Here is an 18041-nt window from a genome sequence, read left to right as displayed (position 1 = left end):
GCGGCGGGCCCTTCTTCGTATCTCTGCGACACTGGTAGCACCATGCCCAAGCCCGGAGAACTCACTTTCGTCGCCCCCCGCGGAGCCAAGAAGCCGCCGCGGCACCTCGCCGACCTCACGCCCGCCGAGCGGAAGGAGGCCGTCGCCGCGATCGGCGAGAAGCCCTTCCGCGCCAAGCAGCTGTCCACGCACTACTTCGCGCGGTACGCGCACGACCCCGCCGAGTGGACCGACATCCCGGCCGCCGCGCGGGAGAAGCTGGCCGGGGAGCTGCTGCCCGACCTGATGTCCGTGGTGCGGCACATCTCGTGCGACGACGACACCACCCGCAAGACCCTGTGGCGGCTGCACGACGGCACGCTCGTGGAGTCGGTGCTCATGCGCTACCCGGACCGGGTGACCATGTGCATCTCCTCGCAGGCCGGCTGCGGGATGAACTGTCCGTTCTGCGCGACCGGACAGGCCGGCCTCGACCGGAACCTGTCGACCGCCGAGATCGTGCACCAGATCGTCGACGGCATGCGGGCCCTGCGCGACGGAGAGGTCCCCGGCGGCCCGGCCCGCCTGTCGAACATCGTGTTCATGGGCATGGGCGAGCCGCTCGCCAACTACAAGCGGGTCGTCGGCGCCATCCGCCGCCTCACCGACCCCGAGCCGGACGGCCTGGGCCTGTCCCAGCGCGGCATCACCGTCTCCACCGTCGGGCTCGTGCCCGCCATGCTCCGCTTCGCCGACGAGGGCTTCAAGTGCCGCCTCGCGGTCTCCCTGCACGCCCCGGACGACGAGCTGCGCGACACCCTCGTGCCCGTCAACACGCGCTGGAAGGTGCGGGAGGTCCTGGACGCGGCCTGGGAGTACGCGGAGAAGTCCGGGCGCCGGATCTCCATCGAGTACGCCCTCATCCGGGACATCAACGACCAGGCCTGGCGCGGCGACCTGCTCGGCCGGCTGCTCAAGGGCAAGCGGGTGCACGTCAACCTGATCCCGCTGAACCCGACGCCCGGGTCGAAGTGGACCGCCTCCCGCCCGGAGGACGAGAAGGCGTTCGTGGAGGCCATCGCCCGCCACGGCGTGCCGGTGACCGTGCGCGACACCCGGGGACAGGAGATCGACGGCGCCTGTGGACAGCTCGCGGCCGCCGAACGCTGACCTTGTACTCTGAGCTCGAACACATCTTCATAGTCATTCCGACAGGGGAGCGCCACAGCGCTGAGAGTGCGGTGTCCGTCAGACCGCAGACCCTCTGAACCTCGCCCAGGTCATTCTGGGTAGGGAGTTCGGTCGTAACTCGAGCTGTTGCGCCCTGCCCGCGTCCGGTCCGCCGGTCGCGGGCGGGGCCGCGTCTCTTCCTGGTCCCACCCAGGAGGAAAACTCAGTGAGCACCAGAAACCCGGCGAGCACCAGGAAGCAGGCCGCCGTCGCGGTCCTCGCGGCGCTCGGCGTCACCGCCCTCGCCGCCTGCGGCACCGACGACACCGGCGAGGCCGCCGGCAAGTCCGGTGCGCCCGCGCCGAAGACCGTGACCCTCGTGAGCCACGACTCGTTCAACGCCTCCAAGGAGGTCCTGGCCGAGTTCACGAAGCAGACCGGCTTCACCGTCAAGGTCCTCAAGGCCGGCGACGCCGGCGAGGCCGTCAACAAGGAGATCCTGACCAAGGGCTCCCCGCAGGGCGACGTCTTCTTCGGCGTCGACAACACCCTCCTCTCCCGCGCCCTCGACAACGGGATCTTCGCCGGATACCGGGCGAAGGGGCTCGACCGGATTCCGGCGGAGTACCACCTGGACAAGGAGCACCGGGTCACCCCGATCGACTCCGGCGACATCTGCGTCAACTACGACAAGAAGTACTTCGCCGACAAGAAGCTGGCGCCGCCGGTGACCTTCGACGACCTGGCGAAGCCCGAGTACAAGGACCTCCTCGTGGTCGAGAACCCGGAGCGGTCCTCCCCGGGCCTCGGCTTCCTCCTCGGTACGGCCGCGAAGTACGGCGACGACGGCTGGCAGGACTACTGGAAGAAGCTCAGGGCCAACGGCGTGAAGACGGTCGACAGCTGGGAGCTCGCCTACAACCAGGAGTTCTCCGGCTCGGCTGGCGGCAAGCAGGCCAAGGGCGACCGGCCGCTCGTCGTCTCGTACGCCTCCAGCCCGCCGGTCGAGGTGCTGTACGCCGAGCCGCAGCCGAAGGAGGCGCCCACCGGCGTCTCCACCGGCACCTGCTTCCGGCAGACCGAGTTCGCGGGCCTGCTGAACGGGGCGAAGAACCCCGAGGGCGGCAAGGCGCTGATCGACTTCCTGATCTCGAAGAAGTTCCAGGAGGACATGCCGCTCCAGATGTTCGTCAACCCGGTGGCGAAGGACGCGGCCCTGCCCGAGCTGTTCACGAAGCACGGCGTGGTCGTGGGGAAGCCGGAGACCATGGAGCCGGGGAAGATCGCCGAGAAGCGCGACGCGTGGATCCAGCAGTGGTCGTCGCTCGTCCTGAAGTAAGGCGCGCCGGAGCAGGACGCGACCCGCGCGGGAACGCGGCACGGCTCGGCCTCATGGCCCTGCCCGTCGCGTTCTTCGCGGTGTTCTTCGCGTGGCCCGTCGTGTCCATCGTGGACCGGGGGCTGCGGCCCGGCGGCGACTGGCGGTTCGGCCGGATCGGCGAGACGCTGAGCCGGCCGGACATCCTCGACGTGCTCGGCTTCACCGCCTGGCAGGCGCTCGCCTCCACCGGCCTCACCCTGCTCGTCGCCCTGCCCGGCGCGTACGTCTTCGCCCGCTTCGACTTCCCCGGCAAGAGCGTCCTGCGGGCCGTGGTCACGGTGCCGTTCGTGCTGCCCACGGTCCTGGTCGGAACGGCGTTCCTGGCCCTCGTCGGCCGCAACGGGCTCACCGACGAGCTGTGGGGGCTGCGGCTCGACACCGGCGTGTGGGCGATCCTGCTCGCCCACGTCTTCTTCAACTACGCGGTCGTCGTCAGGACCGTCGGCGGCCTCTGGGCGCAGCTCGACCCGCGCCAGGAGGAGGCCGCCCGGGTCCTCGGCGCCTCCCGCCTCACGGCCTGGCGGACGGTGACGCTGCCCGCGCTCGTCCCGGCCGTGTCGGCGGCGGCCCTGATGGTCTTCCTCTTCACCTTCACCTCCTTCGGCGTCGTGCAGATCCTCGGCGGGGACGCGTACACGACCTTGGAGGCGGAGATCTACCGGCAGACCGCCCGGCTGCTCGACCTGCCGACGGCGGCCGTCCTCACCCTCGTGCAGTTCGCCGCGGTCGGCGCGATCCTCGGGCTGCACGCGTGGACGGTACGGCGGCGGGAGACCGCGCTGCGGCTCGTACCGCCGGAGCGGACCGCGCGCCGGCCGCGCGGCGCCGGGCAGTGGGCGCTGCTCGGCGGCGTCCTCCTCTCGGTGGCGCTGCTGATCCTGCTGCCGCTCGGAGTGCTCGTGGAGCGGTCGTTCGCCGGCCCCGGGGGGTACGGGCTCGGCTACTACCGGGCGCTCGGCTCGCTGGACGAGAGCGGGACCTTCCTGGTGCCGCCCCTGGAGGCGATCGGGAACTCGCTGCGGTACGCGCTGGCCGCCACCGCCATCGCCGTCGTCATCGGCGGGCTCGCGGCGGCCGCCCTCACCCGGCGGGCCGGGCGGCTCGTCCGGGGCTTCGACGCGCTCCTCATGCTGCCGCTCGGGGTATCCGCCGTCACCGTCGGCTTCGGCTTCCTCATCACGCTGGACGAACCGCCGCTCGACCTGCGGGCGAGCTGGATCCTCGTCCCCCTCGCGCAGGCCCTCGTCGGCGTCCCCTTCGTCGTACGGACGATGCTGCCGGTCCTGCGCGCGGTGGACGAGCGGCTGCGGGAGGCGGCGGCCGTGCTCGGCGCCTCGCCGTGGCGGGCCTGGCGGGAGGTGGACCTGCCGCTGGTGCGGCGGGCGCTGCTCATCGCGGCCGGGTTCGCGTTCGCCGTCTCGCTCGGAGAGTTCGGCGCGACCGTCTTCATCGCCCGGCCCGACAGCCCGACGCTGCCGGTCGCGGTCGCCCGGCTGCTCGGCCGGCCCGGCGAGCTCAACTACGGCCAGGCGATGGCCCTCTCGACGATTCTGATGGTGGTGTGCGCGGTGTCCCTGCTGCTGCTCGAACGGCTCCGCACCGACCGGACCTCCGGGGAGTTCTGATGCTGAGACTCGACGGGGCGACCGTACGGTTCGGGGCGCGGGCCGTGCTCGACGCCGTGGACCTGGAGGTCGCCGACCAGGAGACCGTGTGCGTGCTCGGCCCCAGCGGCAGCGGCAAGTCCACGCTGCTGCGGGCCGTCGCGGGCCTCCAGGCGCTCGACGCCGGCCGGGTGCTCCTGGACGGCGCCGACCAGGCCGGGGTGCCGACGCACCGACGGGGCGTCGGCCTGATGTTCCAGGACCACCAGCTCTTTCCGCAGCGGGACGTCGGCGGCAACGTCGCCTTCGGGCTGCGGATGCGGGGCGACGGCAAGTCCGAGCGGGCGGAGCGGGTGCGGGAGCTGCTCGACCTCGTGGGCCTGCCGGGCGCCGGGCGGCGGTCCGTCGCCGCGCTCTCCGGCGGCGAGCAGCAGCGGGTCGCCCTGGCCCGGGCGCTCGCGCCCCGGCCCCGGCTCCTCATGCTGGACGAACCGCTCGGCCAGCTCGACCGGGGTCTGCGGGAGCGGCTCGTCGTGGAGCTGCGGCAGCTCTTCGGGCGGCTCGGGACGACGGTCCTGGCCGTCACCCACGACCAGGGCGAGGCCTTCGCGCTCGCGGACCGGGTCGTGGTCATGCGGGACGGGCGGATCGCCCAGTCGGGGACGCCCGTCGAGGTGTGGCGCCGCCCGGCCTCCGAGTTCGTCGCCCGCTTCCTCGGCTTCGACAACGTGGTGCCCGCCCGGGTCACCGGCACGGTCGCCGAGACCGCCTGGGGCGAGGTCCCGGTGCCGGACGGCTCCCCGCAGGGCGACCGGCGGCTCCTGGTCCGCCCCGGCGGAGTGCGGCCGGTCCCGGCGGCCGGGGACGCGCCGGCCTGGACGGTGGAGTCGTGGACCTTCCGGGGCAGCCATGTCGTCGTACGGCTCCGGCCGGCCGGCGGCCCGCCTCTGGAGGCCGAACTCCCGCTGCGGGACGCGCCCGAGGAGGGCACGGAGACGGGGCTCGCGTTCCGGCCGGAGGACGTGGTGGTGCTGGGCGACGACACGCCGTAGGGCGTGTGCCGGACCGATGAGTTCCGCCCGCCGGGGGAGTCCTCCGTACGTACGGAGCCTTCGCCGCCCGTACGTCCCGCAGGTCCCGCACCGGAGGAACCCATGGCCCAGCAGCTGCTCAGAGTCCAGAACTTCAACGTCTCGTCCGACGGGTACGGCGCCGGGGAGGGCCAGACCCTCGAACGGCCCTTCGGGCACGCGGACCCGGAGGCGATGTTCGCCTGGGCCGGTGCCACGGCGAGCTGGCCCCGGCGCACCGACCCCGGCGGCAGCCGCGGCCTCGACGACTACCTGACGCGGGACTACGGGCGGAACATCGGCGCCGAGATCATGGGCCGCAACAAGTTCGGGCCCCAGCGCGGGCCCTGGCGGGACCACGAGTGGCGCGGCTGGTGGGGCGACGAGCCGCCGTTCCACACCCCGGTGTTCGTCCTGACCCACCACCCGCGCCCCTCGTTCGCGCTCGGCGGCACCACGTTCCACTTCCTCGACGCCGACCCGGCCACCGCCCTCGCGGCGGCGCGGGAGGCGGCGGACGGCAAGGACGTGCGGCTTGGCGGCGGGGCCGCCACCATCCGGGCGTTCCTCGACGCCGGCCCAGGGCCTGTCCGGCGGATCATGGCCGGGGCCGCGACGCCCGGCACGGCACCTCGCCGCGTTGCCGAAACGCCCCGACAGCTCCGCTGTCGAGACGCTCCGGCGCCTTGCGAGCCACCGCACCAGACGCCGCGGCCCACCCGACCCTGATCCGCCGGACAGGCCCTGGTCGACACCCTGCACGTGGCGGTCTCGCCGGTGGTGCTCGGCGGCGGCTCGCGGCTCTGGGAGTCGCCCGACGAACTCCTCGACCGCTACCACCGCGACGTCGTGCCCAGCCCGGGCGGCACGGTCACGCACCACCTGTTCTGGCGGAAGTGAGCGCGGGACCCGGCCGGGGCCGGGTCTCCTTCCGAAGGGCAGCGCCGCCGGTACGGGGCCCGGTCACCCCCTGAGCGGCAGCGCCGCCAGTTCCGCCACCGCCCACGTCAGCGGCAGGAAGACGGCGAGCAGGACCCCTGCGCGCAGGAGGGCCACCGCGCGGAGGGTCGCGGGCGGGGCGCCGACGCGTACGAGGGCCTCGGTGACGGGCGCGCGGTCCTGCCGGGACTCCAGGGCCGCGGTCAGGAGCGTGGCGCCGGTGCAGGCCAGGATCAGGGTGGCGCCCAGGCCGGTGAGCGGCCCGAAGGCGTCGGAGCCGGTGTCCGACTCGTACAGCGAGGCCGTCGCGAGCAGGCCGGAGAGCACCGCGCAGACCACGCCGAGCGGTCGGCCGACACGGCGGGACTCCGTCATCAGGACGCGGCCCGCGAGCAGCCGGACGGCGCCGGGGCGGGCCGTCTGGAGGAGGCGGCCGCAGCCGTGGACGAGGGCGGGGCCCGCCGTCGCGAGGCCGATCGCGGTGAGGACCCAGCCGGCCAGGACGGCCGCCGGGCTGCCGTCGAAGCGGCCCGGCAGCGGGAGGCCGTCCCCGCCGCCGCCCCGGCCCGCGTACGTCTCGACGGCGAGGCCGATCGCGACCAGGGCGACGCCCCACGGAAGGCCGGACGGCATGGTCTCGTCCTTGACGTCCTCCGCGGGTGGCGCGGTGCGCGGGCGCAGGGCCAGGGCCGCGGCCGTGGCGGCGGTCACGGGGACGACGGCGAGCAGGGTGAGGACGGCCGCGAGCGGCACCGGCTGGTCGCCGGCGAGCAGCCCGGCGGCCGCCCCGTCGAAGGGCAGGCCCGTGAGGTCGCCGCGCAGGTGCAGATAGAGCAGGAGCGCGACCGCCGAACCGAGCGCGCAGGTGACGGCCGTCGAGGCGGCGGCGAGCAGGGTCAGCCGGGCCGGTCCGAGGCCGATCGCGGAGAGCCCGGGGCGCGGCCGGGTGCTGGGGTCGGTGCGGGCCACGGCGACGGCGAACTGGACGGCGGCGGCGAGCGGCAGGACGCACCAGAGGAGCCGGAGCGCCGAGGCCGAGGCCTGCTCCGGGTGTCCGAGGGCGTGGCCGAGGGCGCAGAGCAGGAGGAAGCCCACCCCGGCGGACGCGGCGGCGACGAGCAGCCGGCGCGCCAGGACGAGGGGGTGGGCGCCCCGGGTCAGACGGAGAGCGAGCACGCGGCGACGCCCTCCGCCCCGGTCGCCGGGGGTACGGTGCCGGCCCGGCGTCCGTCGAGGAGCGCGACCGTGCGGTCGGCGAGCGCCGCGACCTCGGCGTCGTGGGTGGCGAGGACCACGGTGATGCCGTGCGAGCGGGCGGCGGCCGTCAGGGTGCGCAGCACCTGGGCTCCGTCGGCGCGGTGCAGGCCGGCGGTGGGTTCGTCGGCGAAGAGCACCGGGGGAGTGGTGACGAGGGCGCGGGCGATCGAGATCCGCTGGCGCTGCGACTGGGTGAGGGCGCGGGGGCGCTTGCGGGCGCAGGCCCCGGCGTCGAGCCGGTCCAGCCACTCCAGGGCGGCGGTCTTCGCGGCGCGGCGGGGGACCCCGCGCAGCAGCAGGGGCAGGGCGGTGTTCTCCCAGCCGGTGAGTTCGGGGACGAGGCCGGGTTCGGGGCCGATCCAGCCGAAGCGCTCGCGGCGGAGCTGTTCGCGCCGGGCGGGGCTCAGGGTGTGCACGGGTCCGCTGTTGAACCAGACCTCGCCCTCCTGGGGGACGAGCTGGCCGGAGAGACAGCGCAGGAGGGTGGTCTTGCCGCTGCCCCGCGGACCGGTCAGGGCGAGGATCTCGCCCTCGCGGACGCCGAGGGAGACGCCGCTGAGGGCCTCCGAGCCGTCCAGGGTGCAGTGCAGGGAACGCGCCCAGAGCACGTCGTTGTCCGGTGGGGCCATCGCGTACACCTCTGTCGATCCGATCTGTGTCCCCCGTACGGAGGGGGGTTTCCCCCGTACGGGTGAACGAAGGACGGGCCTGTCGGTCACTCGGCACCGTAAGTATTCGGATCGGTTCGTAGGGACAGCACACGGCCCGGGCCGCCGCCATCCACTCGGATGGCGGGCAGGCCCGGGCCGTGGTGTCACGCCGTGAGGGCGGCGTGAGGTTCCGCTAGAGCTTGGTCCACGCCTCGGTGAGCACCGAGCGCAGGATGCCTTCGATCTCGTCGAAGGTGCCCTGGTCGGCGATCAGCGGCGGGGCCAGCTGGATGACCGGGTCGCCGCGGTCGTCGGCACGGCAGTACAGGCCGTTGTCGAACAGCGCCTTGGAGAGGAAGCCGTACAGGACGCGCTCGGTCTCCTCGTCCGTGAAGGACTCCTTGGTGACCTTGTCCTTGACGAGCTCGATGCCGTAGAAGTAGCCGTTGCCGCGGACGTCGCCGACGATCGGCAGGTCGTGCAGCTTCTTCAGCGTCGAGAAGAAGGCGTCCTCGTTGTCCAGGACGTGCTGGTTGAGGCCCTCCTTGTCGAAGATGTCGAGGTTGGCGATGGCGACCGCCGACGACACCGGGTGGCCGCCGAAGGTGTAGCCGTGCAGGAAGGTGTTGTCGCCCTTGTAGAACGGCTCCGCGATGCGGTCGGAGACGATGCAGGCGCCGATCGGGGAGTAGCCCGAGGTCATGCCCTTGGCGCAGGTGATCATGTCCGGCACGTAGCCGAACTTGTCACAGGCGAACATCGTGCCGAGGCGGCCGAAGGCGCAGATCGTCTCGTCGGAGACGAGGAGCACGTCGTACTGGTCGCAGATCTCTCGGACCCGCTGGAAGTACCCGGGCGGCGGCGGGAAGCAGCCGCCGGCGTTCTGCACCGGCTCCAGGAAGACGGCGGCGACGGTGTCGGGGCCCTCGAAGAGGATCTGCTGCTCGATCTGGTCGGCGGCCCAGCGGCCGAAGGCCTCGGGGTCGTCGCCGTGGATCGGGGCGCGGTAGATGTTGGTGTTCGGCACCTTGTGCGCGCCGGGGACCAGCGGCTCGAAGGGGGCCTTGAGGGCCGGCAGGCCGGTGATGGACAGGGCGCCCTGCGGGGTGCCGTGGTAGGCGACCGCGCGCGAGATGACCTTGTACTTGGTGTGCTTGCCCTGCAGCTTGAAGTACTGCTTGGCGAGCTTCCAGGCGGTCTCGACGGCCTCTCCGCCGCCGGTGGTGAAGAAGACCTTGTTCAGGTCGCCCGGGGCGTAGTCCGCGAGGCGCTCGGCCAGCTCGACGGCCTTGGGGTGCGCGTACGACCACACGGGGAAGAACGCGAGCTCCTGGGCCTGCTTGTACGCGACCTCGGCCAGCTCCTGGCGGCCGTGTCCGGCGTTGACCACGAAGAGGCCCGCGAGACCGTCGAGGTAGCGCTTGCCCTTGTCGTCGAAGATGTAGGTGCCCTCGCCACGCACGATGGTGGGAACGGGCGAGTTCTCGTACGACGACATGCGGGTGAAGTGCATCCACAGGTGGTCGTAGGCGGTCTTGGAGAGGTCCTTGCTCACGGCTATCGGGTTCCCCACATATAGGTCTGCTTCTTGAGCTTGAGGTAGACGAAGCTCTCGGTGGAGCGCACGCCGGGGAGGGTGCGGATGCGCTTGTTGATCACATCCAGCAGGTGGTCGTCGTCCTCGCAGACGATCTCCACCATGAGGTCGAAGGAGCCCGCGGTCATCACCACGTACTCGCATTCGGCCATGGCCGTCAGTGCTTCCGCAACCGGATCAAGGTCACCCTCGACGTTGATGCCGACCATCGCCTGCCGCCGGAAACCCACGGTGAGCGGGTCGGTGACGGCGACGATCTGCATGACGCCCTGGTCGAGCAGCTTCTGGACGCGCTGCCGCACGGCGGCTTCGGAGAGGCCGACGGCCTTGCCGATCGCCGCGTAGGGACGGCGACCGTCCTCCTGGAGCTGTTCGATGATCGCCAGGGAGACGGCGTCGATCGTCGGGGACGAACCGGTTCCGGTCCTGGAGTCTGCGCTTCGACTGGCCACACCTCACTGTGCACCGAGACTCGTCGGTCTTGCAACCCCGGAGCGATGTAATTCGTTGTGTGACGGTCCAGATCTCACTGAATCCGAAGTTGTGGGGGGTCGGGCCTGTTGAAAGCGTCAGCCGAGCGATTAGGCTGGGGTGTCTCACCCATCGGGACAGCGCACGAGGACGTGCGAAGTCAGAACGTGACAGGAGGGGTGGCAAGTGACCACCGAGCTGCGCCGGCTGCGTAACTACATCAACGGGGAGTTCCGCGACGCGGCCGACGGCCGCACGATCGACGTGATCAACCCGGCCACCGGCGAGGTGTACGCCACCTCCCCGCTCTCCGGCCAGGCCGACGTCGACGCCGCCATGGAGGCCGCCGCGGCCGCCTTCCCCGCCTGGCGCGACAGCACCCCGGCCGAGCGCCAGAAGGTGCTCCTCAAGATCGCCGACGCCTTCGAGGAGCGCGCCGAGGACCTGATCGCCGCCGAGGTCGAGAACACCGGCAAGCCGGTCGCCCTCACCGCGAGCGAGGAGATCCCGCCGATGGTGGACCAGATCCGCTTCTTCGCGGGTGCCGCCCGGCTGCTCGAAGGCCGCTCGGCCGGCGAGTACATGGAGGGCCTGACCTCCATCGTCCGCCGCGAGCCCGTCGGCGTCTGCGCCCAGGTCGCGCCGTGGAACTACCCGATGATGATGGCCGTCTGGAAGTTCGCCCCGGCCCTCGCCGCGGGCAACACCGTCGTCCTCAAGCCCTCGGACACGACCCCCGCGTCGACCGTCCTGATGGCCGAGATCATCGGGCGGATCGTCCCCAAGGGCGTCTTCAACGTCGTCTGCGGCGACCGCGACACCGGCCGTGCGATGGTCGAGCACCCGATCCCCGCCATGGCCTCCATCACCGGCTCCGTCCGCGCCGGCATGCAGGTCGCCGAGTCGGCCGCCAAGGACGTCAAGCGCGTCCACCTGGAACTGGGCGGCAAGGCCCCCGTCGTGGTCTTCGAGGACACCGACATCGAGAAGGCCGTCGAGGACATCTCCGGCGCGGGCTTCTTCAACGCCGGCCAGGACTGTACGGCCGCCACCCGCGTCCTCGTCCACGAGTCCATCCACGACGAGTTCGTCTCCGCGCTCGCCAAGGCCGCCGCCGCGACCAAGACCGGGCAGCCGGACGACGAGGACGTGGCGTACGGCCCGCTCAACAACGCCAACCAGCTGAAGCAGGTCTCCGGCTTCATCGACCGCCTCCCGGCCCACGCCAAGGTCGAGGCCGGCGGGCAGCGCGTCGGCGACAAGGGCTACTTCTACGCCCCGACCGTCGTCTCCGGCCTCAAGCAGGACGACGAGATCATCCAGAACGAGGTCTTCGGCCCGGTCATCACCGTCCAGTCCTTCACGGACGAGGCCCAGGCCCTGGAGTACGCCAACGGCGTCGAGTACGCCCTCGCCTCCTCCGTCTGGACCAAGGACCACGCGCGCGCGATGCGCATGTCCAAGGCGCTCGACTTCGGCTGCGTGTGGATCAACACCCACATCCCGCTGGTCGCCGAGATGCCCCACGGCGGCTTCAAGAAGTCCGGCTACGGCAAGGACCTCTCGGGCTACGGCTTCGAGGACTACACGCGTATCAAGCACGTGATGACGTCCCTCGGCTAGTCGCCGGGAATCCGGCCGCGGCCCCGGCACCCCGCTCGACAGGGTGTCGGGGCCGCGGCGTACCGCCCGCACGGACCGTCCATTGCCGCGGGAGGCGACCGGCCGGGATGCTGCCCGGATGAGAGCGACAGCCAGGAAGAACACGTCCCGCCGGTCCCTGCTGCGCGGCATGGGCGGCGCCGGGGCCGCCGCCCTGCTCGCCGGGTGCGGGGTGCCCGCCGCCTTCGTGGAGGAGGGCGACCGGGCCGCCGCCCGGGACCTCTCGGCCCGCGACCGGATCCTCGACTTCGCCAACTGGCCGCTCTACATCGACACCGACGAGGACGACGAGTCGAAGCGCCCCACCCTGGACGCCTTCCGGGAGCGGACCGGGATATCCGTCCGCTACACCGAGGAGATCAACGACAACGACGAGTTCTTCGGCAGGATCAGCCCCTCCCTGATGAACCACCAGGAGACCGGGCGGGACCTGATCGTCCTCAGCGACTGGATGGCCGCCCGCTTCGTCCGCCTCGGCTGGGTCCAGGAGATGGACCGCGCCGCCCAGCCGAACGTCGCCGCGCACCTCGACCCGCAGCTGCGCTCGCCCGCCTTCGACCCGGGCCGGCTGCACACCGTGCCCTGGCAGTCCGGCATCACCGGCATCGCGTACAACCGCCGGAAGCTCGGCCGGGAGCTGCGCTCCGTCAACGAGCTGTGGGCCGACGACCTGCGCGGGAAGGTCACCCTGCTGTCCGGGCTCGACGAGTCCTTCGCCCTGCTGATGATGGGCGAGGGCGTCGACGTGACCCGCTGGAAGGAGGACGACTTCCACGCCCTGTGCGAGCGGGTCGAGCGGCTCGTCCGCGCCAAGCACATCCGCCGCTTCACCGGCAACGACTACATCAAGGACCTCTCCTCCGGCGACGTCCTGGCCTGCCAGGCGTACTCCGGGGACGTCATCCAGCTCCGGGCCGACAACCCCGACATCGAGTTCGTCGTCCCCGAGGAGGGCGCCGAGCTCTGGGCCGAGTCCCTCATGGTCCCCAACCTCGCCCGGCACAAGGCCAACGCCGAGAAGCTGGTCGACCACTACTACGATCCCGAGGTCGCCGCCGAACTCGCCGCCTGGGTCAACTACGTCTGCCCCGTACCGGCCGCGCAGCGGGTCCTCGCGGACTCCGGCGACGAGGAACTGGCCGCGCTCGCCGAGGACCCGCTGATCTTCCCCGACTCCGCCATGCGGAGCCGGCTCGCCATCGCCCGGGACGTCACCGCCGAGGAGCGCCTGACCTTCGCCAAGAAGTGGAACGCGATCGTGGGGCTGTGAGCCGGCCCTGTCACGGCGGACTCGCGCCTCGACCCCCTTGCCGCGTACGGCCTGTTCCTCGCCCGGGCCGTTCACGACGCCGAGGAGCTCCCGTACGGGCCGCGCCGGCTCCGGGAGAACCCGCCCGTCCTGCGCGAGCGCTTCCCCGGGGCGCCGGAGGAGGTGTGGCGAGCGGCCGAGAGGGACGACGAGCGCGAATCCACCGCGGCCGTGGGGGTGATGGGCGTGATCGCCGCCGCCGCCGTCGCCGGGGCGCGGTCCGGCGGGGCTCGTGCTCGCGGCGGGGGCGACCGTGGCCGCGCCCGGAGCGGGGCGGCCGGCCCGCACTTTTGAACGTGTTCTAAAAAATGGCCCCCTGACTTTTGAACGCGTTCAGAGCGGGCGTACGCCGTCCCCGTGACCGACACGAACGGGCCGAGAGCCCTTCTCGAGCGCATCCGCACCTGGCTGGTCCTCTTCGTCGTCTGTCTGGTCCTGAGCGGACTCACCGCCTTCCCGCTCGTCACCGAACTCCGCCTCCTCGACTCCGCGCTGACCGGCTGGGCCGCCCCCGTCGCCGACGCCCTCCCCGGACTCGCCGAGTGGATCCACCGGGTCCGGGGCGGCCTGGAGACCGCCGACCGGGACGCCCCCTACCTCCTCTACGGCAACGACTGGCCGGCCTTCGCCCACCTGGTCATCGCCGTCGCCTTCCACGGCGTCTGGCGCGACCCCGTCCGCAACGTCCGGGTCGTCGAGTTCGGCATGCTCGCCTGCGTCGGCATCATCCCGCTCGCCCTGATCTGCGGCCCGATCCGCGAGATCCCCTTCTGGTGGTCGGTCGTCGACATGTCCTTCGGCGTCTTCGGCATCCTGCCGCTGCTCCTCGTCCGCCGGCTGATCAAGCGTCTGGAGGCCGCCACGACGACGGCGGCCCCGGAGGCCGTGCCCGCCGCCTGACGGCCGCCGGCCGCGCGCCCCGGCGGTCAGTCCGGCAGGCCGTACGCCGCCACCATCACCCCCAGTGCCGTCGGGTTCGCGTCCCGGCCCTTGGCGTCGGTGGAGTTGACCCCGTAGACGAGCGTCCGGGAGCCGTCCCGGGTCGAGCCGATCGCCGCGTTGTACCCCCAGCGGCCCCCGGTCTTCCCCCACACCTCGCGCCCGCCGAGCCGCTTCATCGACAGGCCGACGGAGTACGCGGCCGGGGCGCCGGTCTCCAGGTCCGTCACCTCCGGCAGCGTGAACATCTCCTCCAGGAGCGGCCCGCGCACCACCCGGCCCGCGAACAGGGCCCGGGTGAACCGCTCCAGGTCCGCCGTGGTCGAGACGAGGTCCCCCGCCGCCCAGGCGTCCGACGTCCCCCACGCCGAGACGTCCCGCAGACCGGTCGTGCCGTCGCCGAGCCGCATCGACTGGTAGCCGTGGTTGTACGGGCCGGAGATCTCGGACGCGCCGCCCGGCAGGTAGGTGTCCCCCAGTCCGAGCGGGCGCAGGATCCGCCGCTCCACCTGGCGCTCGTACGAGTCGCCCGTGACCCGCTCCACGATCAGCCCGGCGATCGTGTAGCCGATGTTCAGGTAGTGCTGCCGGGTCCCCGGCCGGAACTCGCGCGGCTGCGCCGTCGCCGAGCGGACCAGCTCCTCGGGGGTGTGCACGTCGAAGCGGTGCTCGTACGCCTCCTCCACCGTCCGGTCCGGCAGGTCGGCGGCCGGGATGCCGTGGGTGTGGTTCAGGAGCTGCCGGACGGTCACCCGGGAGTAGCGGGCCGGGACCAGGTCCGGCAGGTACGCGCGGGCCGGGCGGTCCAGGTCGATCCGGCGCTCGGCGGCGAGCAGGAGGACGGTCGCCGCCGTGAACACCTTGGTCACCGAGCCGGCCCGGAAGCGTCCCGCCGGGTCCGCCGGGGCGCCCGACTCCAGGTCGCGGACGCCCGAGCTCCCCTGCCAGGCCCCCTCCGTGCCGCCGACCCGGACCAGCGCGGCCGTCGCGTCGGCGCGGGGGAGGCCCGCGATCGCCGCCGCCATCGTCTTCGCGAGGCCGGCGTCCTGCGCGGGGCGGGCGGCCGTGGCCGGTTGCGCCGCCACGGCCGGGCCGAGCGCCGGACCGGCGGCGACGCCCAGGACCAGGGCGGTGGCGAGCAGGGTGCGGACGGATGTGCGCATGGCGGTCGACTCCTTGGATGTGGGCCGTCGTTCTCGACGTCTCCATCCTGCTGACCGGGGACGTTGCGGGGATCGCCCGCGCGGGCGGTCCTCCGGAGGCGGTTTCCTCACCGGCACGGGGGAGCGGGCGGGCCGTCATCTCCCCCGCGCGGGGGAGGCGGAGTGCCGGCGGGCCGCGCGACCGGGGCGCCCCTCAGGGCCGGGGCGTCCCCGCCGCGACGAGCCCCGTCTCGTACGCGCAGATCACCGCCTGGATCCGGTCGCGCAGGCCCAGCTTCGCGAGGACGTTGCCCACGTGGGTCTTCACCGTGTGGTCGCTGACGACCAGCTCCGCCGCGATCTCCGCGTTGGACAGGCCCCGCGCGAGCAGCAGCAGCGTCTCGCGCTCCCGGGCCGTGAGCACGTCCAGGCGCGGATCGGGGGCCGCCCGGCGCGGACCGCCCGCCGTGTACTGCTCCACCAGGCGCCGGGCCACCGACGGCGCGAGCAGCGAGTCGCCCGCCGCCACCACCCGGACCGCGTGCACCAGGTCGTCCCGCCGCACGTCCTTGAGGAGGAAGCCGCTCGCGCCCGCGTGCAGCGCCTCGTACACGTACGCGTCGGTGTCGAAGGTCGTGAGCATCACCGTCCGGCAGCCGGACTCGGCGCAGATCGTCCGGCAGGCCTCGATGCCGTCCGTCCGGGGCATCCGGATGTCGAGCAGCGCCACGTCGGGGGAGTGGCGGCGGACCGCCTCGACGGCCTCCGTCCCGTCCCCGGCCTCCGCCACCACCTCGATGTCCGGCTGCGCGTCCAGGATCATCGCGAAACCGCCGCGGACCAGCTCCTGGTCGTCCGCGACCACCACCCGGACCGTCATGCCTCCGCCTCCGCCCTCGTCGAGGTCACCGTGCCGGGCACGGGCAGCAGGACCCGCACCTCGAACCCCTTCCCGCCCGGACCCGGGCCCGTCTCCGCCGTCCCGCCGTGCGCGGCGGCCCGCTCCCGTATGCCCGTCAGGCCGTGCCCGCCGGAGCCCGGCCGCGGGCCGCGCCCGTCGTCGGTGACCGTGACCCGCAGGACGCCGTCCGCGTGGGCGAGCCGTACGCCCGCGGTACGGGCGCCCGCGTGCCGGACCACGTTCGTCAGCGCCTCCTGCACGATCCGGTAGACGCTCGCGCCGGTCGCCGCGGGCAGCGCCCGCACCCCGCCCTCCGTCGTGTAGGCCACGTCCAGACCGCCCGCCCGCACCCGCTCCACGAGCGCCGGGATCGCGGCGATGTCCGGCTGCGGCCCGCGCGGGGCCGCCGCCCCGTCGCCCTCGCGCAGCACCCCCAGCATCCGCCGCAGCTGGTCCATCGCGTCGCGGCCCGTCGCCGAGATCGCCTCGAAGGCGGCCTCGGCGCGCTCCGGCGCCGCCCGCACCGCCACCGGGCCCGCCTCCGCCTGTACGACCATCAGGCTCACTGCGTGCGACAGGACGTCGTGCATCTCCCGGGCGATCCTGGCCCGTTCGCGCGCGGCGGCCCGCTCGGTCTCGACCCGCTGCGCGCGCTGCCGGGCGTCCGTGAGCCGCCCGAAGACGTAGGCGGCGGCGAACACGAAGAGGGAGAAGGTCAGTTCGCGCGCCGACCGGGTGTTGAGCCACACCGACACCGGCACCGCGACCACCAGCAGCCCCACCGTGGCGAGCCGCTGCCACGCGGGCGCGAGCGCGGCGATCGTGTGGACGGCGACGAGCCCGGTGTACGGCAGCGGCTGCCCCGGCCCCTCCACCGCGAGGCGGTACAGGGCGCTCGTCGCCAGGATCGCGAGCAGCACGCCCAGCGGCGCGCGCCTGCGCCAGACCAGCGGCAGCACGGTCAGCGTCATCAGCCCGTACGCCGGCCAGGTCGCCGGTTCGGACCCGGGCGGGCGCGGCACCACGAACGGCATCGTCACCGCCGCCTGGACCAGGAGCGCGATCCCGGCGTCCACCGCCCGCGGGTGGTCCGCGGCCCAGGTCCGCGCCCGCTCCCGGGCGCCGCGCACCTCCCCCCGTACGCCCATTACGGCTTGCGGCCCACCGCGCCGAACTGGGCCACCACGGCACCCTCCTCGGAGCGCCAGCGGGAGCAGGAGACGATGCCCGGTTCGAGGAGGTCGAGACCGTCCAGGAAGGAGGCGAACTCGGCGCGGGTGCGGGCGGTGATCGGCGGGGTGGCGTTCTCGTTCCAGAACGCCATCGCGGCCCTGTTGCCCTCGCCGCCGAGCTCCGGCTCCAGGGTGGGGTGGGTGAGGACCAGGAAGCTGCCGGAGGGGACGGCGTCCATCAGGGTCCGTACGACGGAGCGGGCCTCGTCGGTGTCCAGGATGAAGTTGAGGATGCCCAGCATCATCACCGCGACCGGGCGGGACAGGTCCAGGGTGGCCGAGGCCGCCGCCAGGATGTGCTCCGGGTCGTGCGCGTCGGCGTCCACGTACTCGGTGACGCCTTCCGGCGCGCTCGTCAGGAGCGCGCGGGCGTGGGTGAGGACGATCGGGTCGTTGTCGACGTAGACGATCCGGGACCCGGGGGCCGCCCGCTGGGCCACCTCGTGGGTGTTGTCGGCGGTCGGCAGGCCCGTGCCGATGTCCAGGAACTGCCGGACGCCCTCCTCGGCGGCCAGACGGGTCACCACCCGGCCGAGGAACGCCCGGTCCGCGCGCGCCACTTCGCCGATGCTCGGGTAGAAGCCGGTGACCTGCGCGCCGACCGCGCGGTCCACCGGGTAGTTGTCCTTACCGCCCAGCCAGTAGTTCCACACGCGGGCGTTGTGGGCGATGTCGGTGCGGATGCGGTCGCCGACGCTGTCGTTCGCGCTCGCGCTGTCGTTCACGCTGTCGTTCACC

At 73.0% G+C, this 18041-nt stretch carries 16 protein-coding genes and 1 pseudogene; 9 read left to right on the top strand and 8 right to left on the bottom strand.

Annotated features, from left to right (window positions below; genetic code table 11):
- Nucleotides 1-42 precede the first annotated feature (42 nt).
- From rlmN to OO47_RS36025, 6 genes and pseudogenes are all read left to right on the top strand, one after another.
- Entirely contained in the window at nucleotides 43-1149 is a 1107-nt protein-coding gene (gene rlmN, locus OO47_RS07050) for a 23S rRNA (adenine(2503)-C(2))-methyltransferase RlmN (protein WP_030217934.1), read from the top strand.
- A 226-nt stretch (nucleotides 1150-1375) separates the two neighbouring features.
- Entirely contained in the window at nucleotides 1376-2488 is a 1113-nt protein-coding gene (locus OO47_RS07045) for a thiamine ABC transporter substrate-binding protein (protein WP_030217931.1), read from the top strand.
- 53 nt (nucleotides 2489-2541) lie between these two features.
- Nucleotides 2542-4155 (top strand): ABC transporter permease, encoded by a 1614-nt coding sequence (locus tag OO47_RS07040; RefSeq protein WP_030217927.1) that lies wholly within the window; start codon nucleotides 2542-2544, stop codon nucleotides 4153-4155.
- A complete protein-coding gene (locus OO47_RS07035; protein WP_030217924.1) occupies nucleotides 4155-5186 on the top strand; it encodes an ABC transporter ATP-binding protein in 1032 nt (343 codons plus the stop codon). The genes OO47_RS07040 and OO47_RS07035 overlap by 1 nt, the downstream gene beginning before the upstream one ends.
- A 102-nt stretch (nucleotides 5187-5288) precedes the next feature.
- Nucleotides 5289-5933, top strand: a complete 645-nt coding sequence (locus tag OO47_RS34405) for a deaminase (RefSeq protein WP_078489515.1) — start codon at nucleotides 5289-5291, stop codon at nucleotides 5931-5933.
- 15 nt (nucleotides 5934-5948) lie between these two features.
- Nucleotides 5949-6104 (top strand): annotated as a pseudogene (locus OO47_RS36025) (dihydrofolate reductase family protein); the annotation flags it as partial.
- A 63-nt stretch (nucleotides 6105-6167) separates the two neighbouring features.
- On the opposite strand, the gene OO47_RS07025 reads toward OO47_RS36025, so the two are convergent.
- The 4 genes from OO47_RS07025 to OO47_RS07010 form a co-directional block, all read right to left on the bottom strand.
- Nucleotides 6168-7319, bottom strand: coding sequence for a hypothetical protein (locus OO47_RS07025; protein WP_030217922.1), 1152 nt, complete (start codon nucleotides 7317-7319; stop codon nucleotides 6168-6170).
- Entirely contained in the window at nucleotides 7301-8029 is a 729-nt protein-coding gene (locus tag OO47_RS07020) for an ABC transporter ATP-binding protein (RefSeq protein ID WP_030217919.1), read from the bottom strand. The genes OO47_RS07025 and OO47_RS07020 overlap by 19 nt, the downstream gene beginning before the upstream one ends.
- A gap of 214 nt (nucleotides 8030-8243) precedes the next feature.
- Nucleotides 8244-9623: an aspartate aminotransferase family protein gene (locus OO47_RS07015; RefSeq protein WP_199812276.1), complete on the bottom strand. Its 1380-nt coding sequence runs from the start codon at nucleotides 9621-9623 to the stop codon at nucleotides 8244-8246.
- Nucleotides 9608-10099 carry an Lrp/AsnC family transcriptional regulator gene (locus OO47_RS07010; RefSeq protein ID WP_030217913.1) on the bottom strand — a complete coding sequence of 164 codons (492 nt, stop codon included), beginning with the start codon at nucleotides 10097-10099 and terminating at the stop codon, nucleotides 9608-9610. Before OO47_RS07010 ends, OO47_RS07015 begins: the two co-directional genes overlap by 16 nt.
- A 205-nt stretch (nucleotides 10100-10304) precedes the next feature.
- On the opposite strand from OO47_RS07010, the gene OO47_RS07005 reads away from it, so the two are divergent.
- The 3 genes from OO47_RS07005 (at nucleotide 10305) to OO47_RS06990 (ending at nucleotide 13989) form a co-directional block, all read left to right on the top strand.
- Nucleotides 10305-11741: a gamma-aminobutyraldehyde dehydrogenase gene (locus OO47_RS07005; RefSeq protein WP_030217911.1), complete on the top strand. Its 1437-nt coding sequence runs from the start codon at nucleotides 10305-10307 to the stop codon at nucleotides 11739-11741.
- A gap of 118 nt (nucleotides 11742-11859) precedes the next feature.
- The gene (locus OO47_RS07000; protein WP_030217908.1) at nucleotides 11860-13050 is read left to right on the top strand and encodes a polyamine ABC transporter substrate-binding protein; all 1191 of its coding nucleotides are present in this window, start codon (nucleotides 11860-11862) and stop codon (nucleotides 13048-13050) included.
- 396 nt (nucleotides 13051-13446) lie between these two features.
- Nucleotides 13447-13989 carry a hypothetical protein gene (locus OO47_RS06990; protein ID WP_030217902.1) on the top strand — a complete coding sequence of 181 codons (543 nt, stop codon included), beginning with the start codon at nucleotides 13447-13449 and terminating at the stop codon, nucleotides 13987-13989.
- A gap of 26 nt (nucleotides 13990-14015) precedes the next feature.
- Here the strand turns inward: OO47_RS06990 and OO47_RS06985 are convergent, their stop codons facing one another.
- From OO47_RS06985 to OO47_RS06970, 4 genes are all read right to left on the bottom strand, one after another.
- Nucleotides 14016-15191 (bottom strand): serine hydrolase domain-containing protein, encoded by a 1176-nt coding sequence (locus OO47_RS06985; protein ID WP_030217899.1) that lies wholly within the window; start codon nucleotides 15189-15191, stop codon nucleotides 14016-14018.
- Between the two features lie 193 nt (nucleotides 15192-15384).
- Nucleotides 15385-16050, bottom strand: a complete 666-nt coding sequence (locus OO47_RS06980; protein WP_030217896.1) for a response regulator transcription factor — start codon at nucleotides 16048-16050, stop codon at nucleotides 15385-15387.
- Entirely contained in the window at nucleotides 16047-17219 is a 1173-nt protein-coding gene (locus OO47_RS06975; RefSeq protein WP_030217893.1) for a sensor histidine kinase, read from the bottom strand. The genes OO47_RS06980 and OO47_RS06975 overlap by 4 nt, the downstream gene beginning before the upstream one ends.
- The gene (locus OO47_RS06970) at nucleotides 17219-18040 is read right to left on the bottom strand and encodes an SAM-dependent methyltransferase (protein ID WP_167345347.1); all 822 of its coding nucleotides are present in this window, start codon (nucleotides 18038-18040) and stop codon (nucleotides 17219-17221) included. The genes OO47_RS06975 and OO47_RS06970 overlap by 1 nt, the downstream gene beginning before the upstream one ends.
- Nucleotide 18041: the final 1 nt, after the last annotated feature.

It is taken from the genome of Streptomyces bikiniensis (assembly GCF_000716625.1).
Taxonomy (GTDB): domain Bacteria; phylum Actinomycetota; class Actinomycetes; order Streptomycetales; family Streptomycetaceae; genus Streptomyces; species Streptomyces bikiniensis.
Note: the sequence above shows the minus strand (reverse complement) of the source record. Positions and strands in the feature narration are given on the sequence as shown.